The organism is Tabrizicola sp. T46, assembly GCF_057219895.1.
In genome coordinates this window covers 1,400,253-1,414,064 of record NZ_JBXVVV010000001.1, presented here as the reverse complement: position 1 = coordinate 1,414,064, position 13,812 = coordinate 1,400,253, and the positions used below count along the sequence as shown (strand labels likewise).

The following is a 13,812-nucleotide window of genomic DNA, read 5'->3' as shown; positions in this document are numbered from 1 at the left end:
GGGACCGGTCACTCGTCGGCATCCATGCCTTTAAGGTCCCGGATGGCCAGCGGAGTATCCTTTGCCTTCGCCAAGGTCCAGCCTATCCGGGTTTCGGGGCCACGCGCTTCGCCCTTGAGCACAATCTGCAGGCAGGGGCGCGGGTTCGGGCGGCCCTTTTCCAGGTAGGCAGAGGGTTCGAGGGACAGCGTCGCCGGGCCGCTGAAGCGCAAGACCCAGATTTCACCGCTGCGCAGTACCATCGATACGGCGGTTTCGGCCATGTCCAGGGTTGCGTCGACCTCGGGGTGCAGATGGAAGCGGATCGAGAAGGCCGCCCCTTCCATCCGGGTGAGGGTCATCATGTCATCGAACCGGCGGCGTGCGTCGGTGGTGAGGGCGGTCAGCGTCTCGACCCCGGAAAGGCGCCGACCGTCGTGGGACAGGGTCAGACTGCGCCCGGCGGTAAGGCCGTGGCTGACCTCCCAGCCGTCGTGGGCCAGGTAAAGGTCGGTGCCCTCGCTTCCGGGGACCAGCCGCGTCGCGGTTACCCTGGCCCGATGCTCGAGCGCCTCGCCCTGCTGCCCGAGGCGGGAGGAGGAGGCGGAATCAAGCGTGAGCACCGAATGCGAGGGCGTCGCGCGGGCGGCGCGGTGCCAGTTCGGCCCGAAGGTCGCGCCCGAGCCGCAGCTGACGATCAGCTCGCGGCGGCCCGAGGTCAGTTCGAAGGCGGCAGTCGAGGCATGGGCGGTCAGCGCCGCCGGGCCGCCGGGCGGGGGCGATGAATCCACGATGACACTGGTGCGCCGGCCGGAGAGGCGGACATATCCCATCGCCACGGATTGGGGCAGGCCGGGCCGCGACCCGGCAGCGGCGAGGGCCTGGTCCAGCCGCCCGTCCAATCCCTTGCCGCCGCCATGGAAGCGCGCAAGTTCGCCATCGGCATGGCGGAGGGTGCGCAAAGCCGGGGCGATCCGGGTGATGGCCGAGGATAGTGTTGCGGGAACTGCATGGCCGCCCTCGGCAAGGCATTGGGCCGACCACGCCAGCAGGGTCAGCACGTCGAGAAGTTCTTCGGGGTTTCGGCTTGGGATCCCGCCCTCGGGGTCAATATCGGTGTCGCAGGCCTGGGCAAGACCCGTGACGGCCGGAGCGACCAGACGCTCCAGCCCGATCAGCGAGGTGCCGGCGTAGATCACGCCGGTCAGCGCCTCGAACCGCGGGAGGCCCGGTGCCGCGGCCTTCCAGCGGCGTGACAGGTAGACCGCCTGCCGGGTGAGGGCGCGGTAGAAGGCCTCGGACAGGGCGCGGTCCCGGGACGACAGCAGGAGCGTGGCGTGATGGATCCAGCGGATGATGCGGCGGCCGGTCAGGTCGGGTGTCCAGCCGGGACCGGTGCCCATGCCGTGCCGCGCGATCCAGTCCCAGGTCCAGTCCTGTGCCAGCCGGATCGCTTGGGGCGTGCCGTAGGCGGCAAGGTCATCCAGCCAGGCGAAGCCATGGGCCTCGGTGACGAAGCCACCGTCCTCGGTGAGGTCCCAGAGCGAAACCCCGGGCGCTTCGGCAAGGTGTCCGGCCAGAAGGATGTTCCCGGCGGTCAGCTGCTTGCCCCGGGCGTAAAGTCCGATCGACCGGGGTTCAGGCTGCGACCGGAAGCCGGTCGCGGGCTTGGCGCGGCCTGCAGCAATGGCCGCATAGCGGTCGGCCAGCTGCCCGGTTCCTATCGGTGGAATACGCCTGCCCGCCACGCCCTGCCCTTCTGCCCGACCGCGTCCGGTTCGCCCGGCTCATCCGCGAATCATAGCGTCAGGTGTGCCACGCTGTCACGACAAAGGCGTCCCCTCCGGCGGCGGCCGGCCATGTCAGCCGAGGTGGTCGATCCGGTTGAGGTATTGCGCGAGATGGCCGACCTCGTCCAGCCAGCGGTTGAGGAGACGCGGATCGTGCGGTGCGCCGTGGACGCCGGCCGGGATCTCGCGGCTGAGGACGGCCTCGATCGCCAGCGAGACCGGGACCGACACCAGCCGCCCCATCGCCGTGCCGCGCACGTCGCCCCAGGCGTCCATCGCCCAGGTTTCGTGGAACACGGGTTTGCCGTCACGCTCGGCCTTGAGTGAGACGAAAAGGACCACGCGGTCAGGCTCGCCCTCGGCGTAGGAGTTGTCCTTCAGAAGGGCGGCGGCACGGGCCTCGAGGGCGGCGTTGATTTCCTCGATGGGCTTGCCTTCCAGGCTTTCGATCTCGCGGAAGATCGGGGCCCAGGCGTCGGCCCAGCCGTTGAGACGGATCGTTCCACGCACGAAGTCGCGCACCTTCCAGTGCGGCTCGAAGCGGTATTCCTCCATGAAGGGATAGCTGTCGCGGTTGGGATAGACCTCGAAGCTTTCCGGCTGCGGCAGGGGCGCGTCATAGCGGCTGATCGCATCCCATGGTCGCGCGATGCGGAGTTCGGTGAAGTGGCGAAGGCTGCGCGAGGGTGAGCGGAGCGCCTTCAAGACGCCGGCCGGGGCCCAGCTGAACTTGTAGCGGAAAGCGTTGGCGTGCTTCGGCACCCCGCCGCAGTAGGAGGTAAACGAAAGGACGTTGTCGTTGTGGTAGGCTTTCGAGGCGCGGTAGCGGGCCACGAGGTCATGCGCCATCAGGTGGTCGATGCCAGGGTCAAGGCCGACCTCGTTGATCGAGACGAGCCCCGCCTCGCGGAAGCCGTCGTCGAGCGCGCGCATCTCGGGCGCGATGTAGGAGGAGGAACAGAAGTTCGCCCCTTTCGCGAGGCAGAGTTTCGCGATTCCGACATGCTGGTCGGCGGGCAGCATCGACACGGCGATGTCACCGGGTTTCAGCGCCTCGCCCAGAGCCTCAAGGCTGTAGGGGCGGATGTCCTGCGTCAGGTCGCCGACCTCGGCCCGTGCCTTCTCGACCGTGCGGTTCCAGACGGTGACGGGATGGCCCGCCTCGATCAGCCGCCGCAGCCCAGGTATCGACGACAGCCCCGTGCCGCACCAGTGGATGGTCATGTTTTCTCTCCCGTTTCCCCAGGACCCAAAAATCTTGAGCAAGATTTTTGACAGATTCCTTCCTCAAGGAATTTGGGTCCTCGATTAACCCTTTGCTCACACGCCGGCGACGTGCCGGTCGAATTCGGCCTTTGCCCGGCCCCAGACACCTGCATCGAGCGCGTTCAGCGTCAGAAGCGACGGCAGCAACTGCGCCGCATAGTCCTGCGAGGATTCCACCGGCATCAGGCTGGGCAGGTTGTCGATGGCGGTCACGTCAAGGGGTGGATTGTCATGCACGCGCAGGGCCGGGGCGTCCCAGTCGGTGGCGCGGTCATAGACCTTGATCGGCGAAAAGTCCGAGGTCGGGTCGCAGGCGATATCGCCGATCACGGTCAGCTTGCGGGGGTCAGTCTTCGCGCTGGCGGGGACAAAGACCGGGCAGCCGGGTCGGGCGAGGATGCAGTTGAGGAAGATCTCGTGCTGCAAAACCTGGGGGAAAGGTCCGCCGCTGGCGGTTTCGGCTATGTCCCATTTCGTGACGGCGACGCCCATCGCGGTGCAAAGGTCGGCCGCACCCGTGCCGACGCGGCCCAAGGCACCGATGATGATGGCGCGGGGGCGCGTCAGGCCCGCAAGTTCGGATGCCAGTTTTGCAAGTAGCGCATCCTTCGATGCCACTTTCCTCACCGGCCCGGCGATGCTGCCACGCTGTTGCGCCGCCCAGCACTTCAACGAAACGGCTGCCCCGGCATAGCCGGCCCAATAGCCGAAAGCGGCGACGCGGCGGCCGTCTTCGTTCACCAGGTATTCAAGATCGTACAGCGTCCCGCCCCCGGCCTTGAAGCGTTGCAGAAGCACGCGGCCAGCCGGCTGGCCTTTGTAGGCATGGCCGAACATGATGTGGCGGTGGGTCAGGGGGGTGCCGTCCTCGGGCAGTTCCTTCAGGCCGAAGATGATCGCATCGGCGGGGGCCCTCGGCCAGAGGTTCTCGGCCGCGATCTCGCAGCCTGCGGCGCGGTAGCCGTCGATCGGGATGGCGCGGACGGACGAGGCCTCGACCGTCACGCGGATGCCCGCCCTGACCAGCGCTGCGGCGCCTTCGGGCGTGATTCCGACACGTTCCTCATGTGGCCGCTGTTCGGCCCGCACCCAGAGATGGGTCATCGGTCGTCTCCCCCCGCTTTGGCGCAGGAATAGCAGAACCGGGGCGAAGGAACAGGGGGCGCTGTTCCGTGCGATTCGGCACAATGGGCGTGCACGATGCCGGGGTTCTTATTTCTGCGCACAACCCCATCTTGCGTGGCAAGCGGCGCGCCCTGATGCGCCCGAGTGCCTTATGGAGGAAACCATGACCACCCGTATCCCCGGCCTGCACCACGTGACCGCGATTTCAGGTCCCGCGCAGGCGAATGTCGCCTTCTACACCGGCCCCCTGAAACAGCGGCTGGTCAAGAAGACGGTGAACTTCGACGATCCCGGCACCTATCACCTGTATTACGGTGATCCGAAGGGCAGCCCCGGCACGATCCTGACCTTCTTCCCCTTTGCCGATGCAGGCCCCGGGCGGGCCGGCCCCGGCATGGCCAGTGCCTATGCCTATGCCGTGCCGAAGGCCGGGTTCGACGCCACCATCGACCGGCTGACGGAAGCCGGGATCACCGTGCCGCGCCTGACCGAGCGCTTCGGCGCCCGGGTGGCGACTGTGCGCGATCCGGACGGTGCGCCGGTCGAGATGATCGAGGATGCGGGGGCGACCGATGCGCACGGGTTCCATTCGGTAACGCTGTGGGAGCGCGACCCGGACCGCACCGCGCGGCTGATCACCGATGTCTTTGGCTATGAGGCCCTGGGCACCGAGACCACGGGCGGCGTCGAACGGCTGCGGCTGAAAGCGCCGGGCGATGCTCGGGCGAACATCATCGACATCATCCGTTCGGATGCGGAAACCACGGCGCGGCCGGGGGCGGGGACGATCCACCACATCGCCTTCCGCGCCCGGTCGCAGGATGAGCAGGACGGCTGGATCGAGACGCTGACCCGGGCCGGGCACCGGACGACCCCGGTGATCGACCGGCAGTATTTCAACGCGATCTACTTCCGCGAGCCCGGTGGGGTGCTGTTCGAAATCGCCACGGACCCGCCGGGCTTTGCCGTCGATGAACCGGTGGAGACGATGGGACAGAAGCTGATGCTCCCGCCGCGCTATGAGGCGATGCGTGAGCGGATCGAAAGCGTGCTGCCGCCGCTGAAGGTGGCATCATGAAGCGCGCGGGTCCGTTGACGGGTGCCCGGACAGGGATCGTCCTGGCACATGGGCGGGGCAGTAGTTCCGAGGATATCCTCGGGCTTCTGCCCCATGCCGGGTTGCCGGACGTGGCGGCGATTGCGCCTGAGGCAGCGGGGGCAAGCTGGTGGCCGACCTCGTTCCTTGCGCCCACGGCGGTGGTCGGCCCCCATGCCGAGCGCGCCGTGGCGGCAATGGCCGAGGCGGTCGCCCGGCTTGAGGCCGAGGGCATCCCGCGCGGGGCGATCTGGCTCGGCGGCTTCAGCCAGGGCGCGGTGCTGGCGCTGGAGACCTTTGCCCGGGAGGGCGAGGGGTTGGCCGGGGTGTTCGCGCTGTCGGGTGGGCTGATCGGCACCGGCGACGCCGGGGGTCCAGCCGATGACGCGCTTTACGGCCATGCGCCGAAGCGGTTCGACTATCCGGGCCGTCGTGACGGGGCGAAGGTCTGGATCTCGGTCCACGAACGCGATCCGCATATTCCGCTGGCGCGCGTGCGCGAGAGTGCGACGGTGCTGACCGCGATGGGGGCAGAGGTGGTCACGCAGATCTATCCCGGAGCAGGCCATGCGGTGCTTCGCGACGACATCGAAGGGCTGCGGATGTGGCTGAACCGCTGATTCGACAGGAAAGGGCTGGGACGCCGGGCGATCCTGCGCTAAGGCAATGCGGCGAAGTGATTTTATCGGTGCCTTATGCAGATCGAACCGACCGCCCTTCATGGAGTGCTGATCCTGACCCCGCGCCGTTTCGGCGATGCGCGGGGCTGGTTCATGGAGACCTGGAACGCCTCGCGCATGGCCGAGGCCGGACTTGATCTTCCTTTCGTGCAGGACAACCACTCCTTCTCGGCGGCGAAGGGCACGTTGCGGGGCCTGCATTTCCAAAGGCCGCCGCGCGCGCAGGACAAGCTGGTGCGCTGTTCGCGCGGTGCGATCCTGGACGTGGCGGTGGATATCCGCGCGGGCTCGCCCACCTGGGGCAAGTGGGTGGGGGTGGAGCTTTCCGCCGAGAACGGGCGGCAGCTTCTGGTGCCGAAGGGGTTCCTGCATGGCTTCGTCACCCTGACCGACGACTGCGAGGTGCAGTACAAGTGCACCGACCTCTACAGCCCTGACCATGACGGCGCGGTGCGCTGGGACGATCCGGCGATCGGGATCGACTGGGGTGTGGCGGCGCCCATCCTGTCGGACAAGGACGCGAAGGCCCCGCTTCTGGCCGAGATTGGCCAGCCGTTCCCGATGGAGGGTCGCGCATGAAGATTCTGGTGACCGGGGGCGCCGGGTTCATCGGCAGTGCCGTGGTGCGGGCGGCGGTGGCGCGCGGGCACATGGTGGTGAACGTCGACGCGCTGACCTATGCGTCCAGCCTCGACAGTCTTGCCCCGGTGGCAGGATCGAACCACTACAGCTTTGAGCACGCCGATATCCGCGACCGTGAGGCGCTGGACCGGGTCTTTGCGACGCATAAACCGGACGCGGTGATGCATCTGGCCGCCGAAAGCCATGTCGACCGGTCGATCGACGGGCCGGGCGATTTCATCCAGACGAACATCACCGGCACCTTCAACATGCTGGAGGCGACGCGCGCCTTCTGGACCGCGCAAGGCAGGCCGGAAGGGTTCCGCTTCCACCATATCTCGACCGATGAGGTCTTCGGTGCCTTGGGGCCGGAGGGGATGTTCGACGAGGACACGCCCTACGACCCGCGCAGCCCCTATTCCGCCTCGAAGGCCGCGTCCGACCATCTGGTCCGGGCCTGGCATGAGACCTATGGTTTGCCGGTTCTGGTCACCAACTGCTCGAACAACTACGGGCCCTATCACTTCCCCGAAAAGCTGATCCCGGTGGTGATCCTGAACGCGCTCCATGGCCGGCCGATTCCGGTCTATGGCGCGGGCGAGAATGTGCGCGACTGGCTTTATGTCGAGGATCACGCCGAGGCGCTGCTCACCGTGGTCGAACGCGGCACGGTGGGGAGGACCTATTGCATCGGCGGGCGGGCCGAGGCGAAGAACATCGACATCGTGCGGGCGATCTGCGCGCTGATGGACGAGATGCACCCCGCTGGCGCGCCGCATGACCGGCTGATCACCTTCGTTGCCGACCGTCCCGGCCATGACGCGCGCTATGCCATCGACCCCAGCCGCATCCATGCGGAACTGGGCTGGGCCCCGTCGCTTACGCTGGAGGATGGGCTGCGCCGCACGGTGCGCTGGTTCCTCGACAATGAGGCCTGGTGGAGGCCGCTTCTGTCCCGCAAGGGCGTGGGCGAGAGGCTGGGGAAGGCATGAGGCTTCTTGTCTTCGGCAAGACCGGCCAGGTCGCGCGGGAACTTCAGCGGATCGCGCCCGAAGCCCGCTATCTGGGGCGCGAGGAGGCAGACCTGATGGACCCCGCCGCCTGCGCGGCGGCGGTGGCGGCGAGCGACGCAGAAGCGATTATCAACGCCGCCGCATGGACGGCCGTGGACAAGGCCGAGGCGGAAGAGGCCGCCGCGACCGTGGTGAACGGCGACGCGCCTGCCGCGATGGCCCGGGCTGCTGCAGCGAAAGGCATTCCCTTCCTGCATGTCTCGACCGACTATGTCTTTGACGGTGCTGGTGACCAGCCCTTCACGCCGGATCATCCGACCGCCCCGCTGGGGGCCTATGGCCGGTCCAAGCTGAAAGGCGAGGCCGGTGTCCGCGCGGCGGGCGGGACGCATGTGATCCTGCGGACGTCGTGGGTCGTGTCGGCGCATGGGTCGAACTTCGTCAAGACCATGCTGCGGCTGGCGGAAACGCGCGAGACGATCAACGTCGTCGCCGACCAGATCGGTGGGCCGACCCCTGCCGCTGCCATTGCCGCCGCGCTTGTCGACACGGCAGGCCAACTGGTTGCTGACCCGGCGAGGTCCGACACCTACCATTTCTCGGGCGCGCCCGATACAAGCTGGGCCGGTTTCGCGCGCGAAATCTTCAGGCAGGCCGGGATTGCGACGCGGGTGGAGGATATCCCCACCACTGCCTACCCCACCCCGGCCCGCCGCCCGCTCAATTCGCGCCTTGACTGCACCGCATTGCAAGACCGCTTCGGCATCGCCCGCCCCGACTGGCGGCAGGGCCTGGCCGACATCCTGAAGGAGCTTCGCCCATGACCCGCAAAGGCATTCTTCTGGCCGGGGGCACCGGATCGCGGCTCTGGCCGATCACGCTGGGCACCTCGAAGCAGCTTCTGCCGATCTATGACAAGCCGATGATCTATTATCCGCTGTCGGTCCTGATGCTGGCCGGGATCCGCGAGATTGCGATCATCACCACGCCGGAGGACCAGCCGCAGTTCCAGCGCCTGCTCGGCGACGGCAGCCAGTGGGGGCTGAGCTTTACCTGGATCATCCAGATGAAGCCCGAGGGTCTGGCGCAGGCCTATCTTCTGACCCGCGACTTCCTGGCCGGGGCGCCGTCGGCCATGGTGCTGGGCGACAACATCTTCTTCGGCCACGGCCTGCCGCAGATCCTGGCCCGCGCCGGCGCACAGGACGAAGGCGGCACCGTTTTCGGCTACCACGTCTCGGACCCGGAACGCTATGGCGTGGCGGCCTTCGATGCCGATGGCAGGGTGACCGCGATCATCGAGAAACCGAAGGATCCGCCGTCGAGCTTTGCGATCACCGGGCTGTATTTTCTGGATGGCAAGGCCCCCGAGCGGGCCGCGGGCATCCGCCCGAGTGCGCGGGGGGAGCTTGAGATCGTCGACCTTCTGGAGATCTATCGCGCCGAAGGGTCGCTTCAGGTCGAACGGATGGGCCGTGGCTTTGCCTGGCTGGACACCGGCACGCCGGGCAGCCTGCTGGATGCGGGGAACTTCGTCCGCACGCTGGAGGACCGGCAGGGGATGCAGGTCGGCTCGCCCGACGAGATCGCCTTCCAGCAAGGCTGGATCGACCGCAAGGGCCTGGCCGCAAGGGCGGCGGTCTTTGCGAAAAGCAGCTACGGCGCGCATCTGAAGGGCATGCTGGACGACTGAGCGGCGAGGGCCCGTCTTGCGGGCCGGGCTGATCCGCGCCAAGCTTTGGCTGTCATGCCCAACGCACAAACCCAAGGGTCCGAACCCCGGCTGATCCCGCTGGATGCTGCCCGCACGGCAGCGCTGGTGGCGATGGTGATCTTCCATTTCACCTTCGACCTCGCACTCTTCGGCCATATCCCCGGCGAGACGATGTTCCAGCCGTTCTGGTACTATTTCGCCCGCATGATCGCCGGGAGTTTCCTGTTCCTGGCCGGGGTCAGCCTGTGGCTGGCGCATGGGCAGGGCATCTACTGGCCGGCCTTCTGGAAGCGCTTCGCCAAGATCGCGGCCGCCGCCGTGCTGGTCACGCTCGCCAGCATCTGGTTCGTGCCGGGCGGGACGATCCTCTTCGGCATCCTGCATGCCATCGCCGCGATGAGCCTGGTCGGCCTTCTGTTCCTGCGCCTGCCCTGGCCGGTGACGCTGGCCATCGCCGCCGTGATCTTCGCCGCCGCATGGGGCCCGCGCAGCCCGGTGTTCGACCCGCTGTGGCTGGTCTGGACCGGGCTGGCCGAGACGCGGCCGAACATGGGCGACTACACCCCCCTGATCCCCTGGGCCGCCCCGGCGCTGGCGGGGATCGCCTTTGCCAAGGCGCTGAAGGTCGAGACCTGGGAGAGGACCACCCCGTCCCGTGCCGTGGACATCCTGACCTTTCCCGGCCGCCACAGCCTGGTGATCTACCTGGTCCACCAGCCGATCCTGATCGGGCTCTTCAACCTGCATCTCTGGGCGACGTCGGGCTGAGGCCGCTTCCCCTTGCCCGCCCTTTGCGCTAATCCCCATCCCGCACCGAACTGGGACGCTGACCGATGAAATTCACCCTTGCCTGGCTGAAAGACCACCTTGAGACCACGGCCACCGTCGACGCCATCACCGAGGCGCTGACCGACCTTGGGCTGGAGGTGGAGGGGGTCGAGGATCCTTCCGCCGCGCTGGGGGCCTTCCGCATCGCCCGGGTGATCGAGGCGGTGCAGCACCCGAATGCCGACCGCCTGCGCGTCTGCCGGGTAGAGACCTATCCCGACGGTCCGGGCGGCCGCATGGAAGAGGTGCAGGTCGTCTGCGGTGCCCCGAATGCGAAGACCGGGCTGGTGGGCGTCTTCGCGCCCCCCGGTACGCATGTTCCGGGAACGGGCGTCGACCTGAAACCCGGCGTGATCCGGGGGGTCGAATCGAACGGGATGCTCTGTTCCGAACGGGAGCTGATGCTGTCCGAGGATCATGACGGCATCATCGAACTGCCCGCCGATGCGCCCCTGGGCGCGCGCTACGTCGACTGGCGCGGCGCGAATGATCCGGTGATCGAGATCAAGGTCACCCCGAACCGTCCCGACGCGCTGGGGGTGCATGGCATCGCCCGCGATCTGGCCGCCCGGGGCCTCGGCAGGCTGAAGCCGGTGGTGGCCACCCCGGTCGCGGGCACGTTCCCGACGCCGATCAAGGTGACCATCGATGCCGGCCTCAAGGCCAAGGGCTGCCCGCATTTCGCCGGTCGCCTGATCCGTGGCGTGAAGAACGGCCCCTCGCCCGACTGGCTGGCCGCGCGGCTGAAGGCCATCGGCCTCCGGCCCATCTCGGCGCTGGTCGATATCACGAACTACTTCACCTTCGGGCTGAACCGCCCATTGCACGTCTTCGACGCGGCGAAGGTGAAGGGTGATCTTGTCATCCGCCCCGCGCGTGAGGGCGAGACGCTGCTGGCGCTGGACGGCAAGACCTATGCGCTGGCCGCTGGTCAGATGGTCATTGCGGACGATCACGGCCCGGAGTCGCTGGCCGGGATCATGGGTGGCGAGGCTTCGGGCTGCACGCCCGAGACGACCGATGTGTTCCTCGAAAGCGCCTTCTGGGACCCGATCACCATCGCCGCGACGGGCCGTGCGCTGAAGATCAACTCGGACGCCCGATACCGCTTTGAACGCGGGGTGGACCCGGCCTTCACCCTGCCGGGGTTGGAGCTTGCGACGCAGATGATCCTTGACCTCTGCGGTGGCGAGGCGGGGACGGTGGTGCAGGACGGCGCGCCGATCGACACCACCCGCCACTACCAGCTGAACCCCGCCCGCGTGGTCAGCCTGGTGGGGATGGAGATCCCCGAGGCCACCCAGCGCGCGACGCTGGAGGCCCTGGGCTTCACCCTGAACGGTAATGCGGTGACGCCGCCCAGCTGGCGACCGGATATCCTGGGCGACGCCGACCTTGTGGAAGAAGTCGCCCGGATCGCGAGCCTGACGAAGCTTCAGGGCGCGCCGATGGCCCGCACGCAGCCCGGTGTGCCGCGCCCTGTGCTGACGCCCCTGCAGGTCCGCGAACGCATCGCCCGGCGGACGCTGGCGGCGCTTGGCTACAACGAGGCGGTGACCTACAGCTTCATCGACGCGAAGGCGGCGGCGCTCTTCGGTGGAGGCACGGATGCGGTGCGGGTGGAGAACCCGATCTCCTCCGAGATGACGCACCTGCGCCCGGACCTTCTGCCGGGTCTGCTCGCGGCCGCCGCCCGGAACCAGGCGCGCGGGTTCATGGACCTTGCCCTTTTCGAGATCGGCCCCGCTTTCCACGGCGGTGAGCCCGGGGACCAGCACCTGCAGGCCGCAGGCCTTCTGGTCGGCGCAGCGGCGGCGCGCGATCCGCACGGGAGCCGCCGGATGGTCGACGTCTTCGACGCCAAGGCCGATGCCGAGGCCGTGCTGGCGACCCTTGGCGCGCCGGCGCGGATGCAGATCACCCGCAAGGTCGCCGGCTGGTGGCACCCCGGGCGGTCCGGCGTGATCGGTCTGGGGCCGACCGTGCTTGCCACCTTCGGCGAGGTTCACCCGCGCGTGCTGCAGGCGATGGACGTGAAGGGCCCTGCGGTGGCCTTCACCATCCTGGTCGCGAACGTCCCCGCACCTAAGGTCAAGACGCCAACCCGTCCGGCGCAGGCGATCAGTGACCTGCAAGCGGTGGAACGCGACTTCGCCTTCGTCGTCGACGCGCAGGTCGAGGCGTTGACCGCGGTCAACGCCGCTCAAGGCGCGGACAAGGCGCTGATCGACAGCGTCCGCGTCTTCGACCAGTTCACCGGCGCAAAGGCCGAGGCGCAGATGGGCGCGGGCAAGAAGTCGATCGCCCTGACCGTCCGGCTGCAACCGACCGCCGCGACCCTGACCGAGGCCGAGATCGAGGCGGTTTCGGCGAAGATCATCGAGAAGGTCACGAAGGCGACCGGCGGGACCCTGCGGGCCTGAGGCTGGTCGCCTGCCTGACGTCCGGGGCGCACCCCATCGTGACTGGAAAGCCGAGCCGGGGTTGCTATCTTCCCCGGCACGCCCTGCGAAGGATGCTACCATGACCACGCTCTCTCGCCGCCAGTTCATCGCCGTCACTGCGGCCCTTGCCGCCGCCGGGCCGCTTCGGGCCGAGACGCTGCCGAAAGTGCATGTGGTCAAGGACCCCGGCTGCGGCTGCTGCAATGACTGGATCGGCCATATCCGCGATGCGGGCTTTCCCGTCAGCTTCGAGGATATGGAGCCTGGCGCGCTGGCCGACCTCAAGGCCTCGCTGGGGCTGCAGGCCGGTCAGGTCTCATGCCACACGGCGCAGGTCGAAGGTTACGTAATCGAGGGGCACGTGCCGGCCTCGGACGTGAAGCGCCTACTGGCCGAAAGGCCGGATGCGATCGGCCTTGCCGTGCCCGGCATGCCTTTCGGGTCGCCCGGCATGGGCCCGGAAAGCGAACGCGAGCCCTATGACGTGCTTCTGATTGCGCGGGACGGCACGGCCAGCATCTTTGCCCGCTACGAATAGACGGCCAGCGCGTACCAGCCGCTCATCGCTCGCCTTCGGCGCTCTTCGCTAGCGCAGGGACGCGAGAAGGCCTTCGTACCACTCGGCGTGGCTGCCGGTATTGTTGGCCATCCCGGGTTTCGTCAGGCAGCCCTTAGGCGCGATGTAGCTGGAAATCCGTCGCGCGGGCTCTTCGCGCCAGGTGATGTTGAAGGCCGCCCGGTTGGGGAAGAAGTAAAGTGCCGAATAGTGCAGGTGGTCGTGGATCCACCAGGCCAGCGCGCGCCAGTCCGTCCCTTTCTCGTAAAGGTCCGCGAAGGACGGCACCACGATGCAGGCGGTCGCCCCCATTCTGCCTTCGGCGTCGCGGCGGTCCCAGATGTGGCCGGCATGATTGGCCTCGTTTGAAGCACAGTTGTATCCGGCCTTGCCCGCCTTCTGCTGGGCATTGCCGAAGCCGTTCACCGCCGGGCTGCGATAGGCGGAGCGGATCGCGATCCGGCCGAACACGTCCTGCAACGGCTCGAGCAGCTCGGAGCAAAGGCGCGTTCCGGCCGCGATGGCAAGGTCCGGGTCGTCGGGGATGTTCGGGATGCCGTGGAGGTTCGCGATCTCGCTGTAGAGGAACTCGCGTACGAAGAAGGATTTCGACAGGCGGATGCGGCCGAAGTCATCCAGGGCTGCAACCGATGCCGGTGCCTTCATGCTGTCCCGCCCGAACTGCTCATCGCTTGCCTTC

General features: G+C 67.8%; 13 protein-coding genes. 9 read left to right on the top strand and 4 right to left on the bottom strand.

The features are described 5' to 3' along the window. Positions 1-8 precede the first annotated feature (8 nt). The 3 genes from AC2D9V_RS07020 to AC2D9V_RS07010 form a co-directional block, all read right to left on the bottom strand. Positions 9-1,727, bottom strand: coding sequence for a heparinase II/III family protein (locus tag AC2D9V_RS07020; protein ID WP_484713311.1), 1,719 nt, complete (start codon positions 1,725-1,727; stop codon positions 9-11). 114 nt (positions 1,728-1,841) lie between these two features. Then, complete coding sequence (locus AC2D9V_RS07015; RefSeq protein ID WP_484713310.1) at positions 1,842-2,993, bottom strand: saccharopine dehydrogenase family protein; 1,152 nt, start codon at positions 2,991-2,993, stop codon at positions 1,842-1,844. 96 nt (positions 2,994-3,089) lie between these two features. Continuing rightward, positions 3,090-4,139 carry a saccharopine dehydrogenase gene (locus tag AC2D9V_RS07010; protein WP_484713309.1) on the bottom strand — a complete coding sequence of 350 codons (1,050 nt, stop codon included), beginning with the start codon at positions 4,137-4,139 and terminating at the stop codon, positions 3,090-3,092. 184 nt (positions 4,140-4,323) lie between these two features. On the opposite strand from AC2D9V_RS07010, the gene AC2D9V_RS07005 reads away from it, so the two are divergent. The 9 genes from AC2D9V_RS07005 (at position 4,324) to AC2D9V_RS06965 (ending at position 13,094) form a co-directional block, all read left to right on the top strand. Next, complete coding sequence (locus AC2D9V_RS07005; RefSeq protein WP_484713308.1) at positions 4,324-5,238, top strand: ring-cleaving dioxygenase; 915 nt, start codon at positions 4,324-4,326, stop codon at positions 5,236-5,238. Further along, on the top strand, positions 5,235-5,876 hold the full coding sequence (locus AC2D9V_RS07000) for an alpha/beta hydrolase (protein WP_484713307.1): 642 nt from the start codon (positions 5,235-5,237) through the stop codon (positions 5,874-5,876). The genes AC2D9V_RS07005 and AC2D9V_RS07000 overlap by 4 nt, the downstream gene beginning before the upstream one ends. A 75-nt stretch (positions 5,877-5,951) precedes the next feature. Continuing rightward, positions 5,952-6,515, top strand: a complete 564-nt coding sequence (gene rfbC, locus AC2D9V_RS06995) for a dTDP-4-dehydrorhamnose 3,5-epimerase (protein ID WP_484713306.1) — start codon at positions 5,952-5,954, stop codon at positions 6,513-6,515. Then, complete coding sequence (gene rfbB / locus AC2D9V_RS06990; RefSeq protein ID WP_484713305.1) at positions 6,512-7,549, top strand: dTDP-glucose 4,6-dehydratase; 1,038 nt, start codon at positions 6,512-6,514, stop codon at positions 7,547-7,549. The genes rfbC and rfbB overlap by 4 nt, the downstream gene beginning before the upstream one ends. Then, on the top strand, positions 7,546-8,394 hold the full coding sequence (gene rfbD, locus AC2D9V_RS06985) for a dTDP-4-dehydrorhamnose reductase (RefSeq protein WP_484713304.1): 849 nt from the start codon (positions 7,546-7,548) through the stop codon (positions 8,392-8,394). The genes rfbB and rfbD overlap by 4 nt, the downstream gene beginning before the upstream one ends. Continuing rightward, positions 8,391-9,263 carry a glucose-1-phosphate thymidylyltransferase RfbA gene (rfbA, locus tag AC2D9V_RS06980; RefSeq protein WP_484713303.1) on the top strand — a complete coding sequence of 291 codons (873 nt, stop codon included), beginning with the start codon at positions 8,391-8,393 and terminating at the stop codon, positions 9,261-9,263. Before rfbD ends, rfbA begins: the two co-directional genes overlap by 4 nt. A 54-nt stretch (positions 9,264-9,317) precedes the next feature. Further along, a complete protein-coding gene (locus AC2D9V_RS06975) occupies positions 9,318-10,052 on the top strand; it encodes a heparan-alpha-glucosaminide N-acetyltransferase (RefSeq protein ID WP_484713302.1) in 735 nt (244 codons plus the stop codon). Positions 10,053-10,117: 65 nt separating this feature from the next. Then, entirely contained in the window at positions 10,118-12,535 is a 2,418-nt protein-coding gene (pheT, locus tag AC2D9V_RS06970) for a phenylalanine--tRNA ligase subunit beta (protein ID WP_484713301.1), read from the top strand. A gap of 100 nt (positions 12,536-12,635) precedes the next feature. Beyond that, positions 12,636-13,094: a DUF411 domain-containing protein gene (locus AC2D9V_RS06965; RefSeq protein WP_484713300.1), complete on the top strand. Its 459-nt coding sequence runs from the start codon at positions 12,636-12,638 to the stop codon at positions 13,092-13,094. Positions 13,095-13,142: 48 nt separating this feature from the next. Here the strand turns inward: AC2D9V_RS06965 and AC2D9V_RS06960 are convergent, their stop codons facing one another. Further along, positions 13,143-13,778 (bottom strand): hypothetical protein, encoded by a 636-nt coding sequence (locus AC2D9V_RS06960; RefSeq protein WP_484713299.1) that lies wholly within the window; start codon positions 13,776-13,778, stop codon positions 13,143-13,145. Positions 13,779-13,812: the final 34 nt, after the last annotated feature.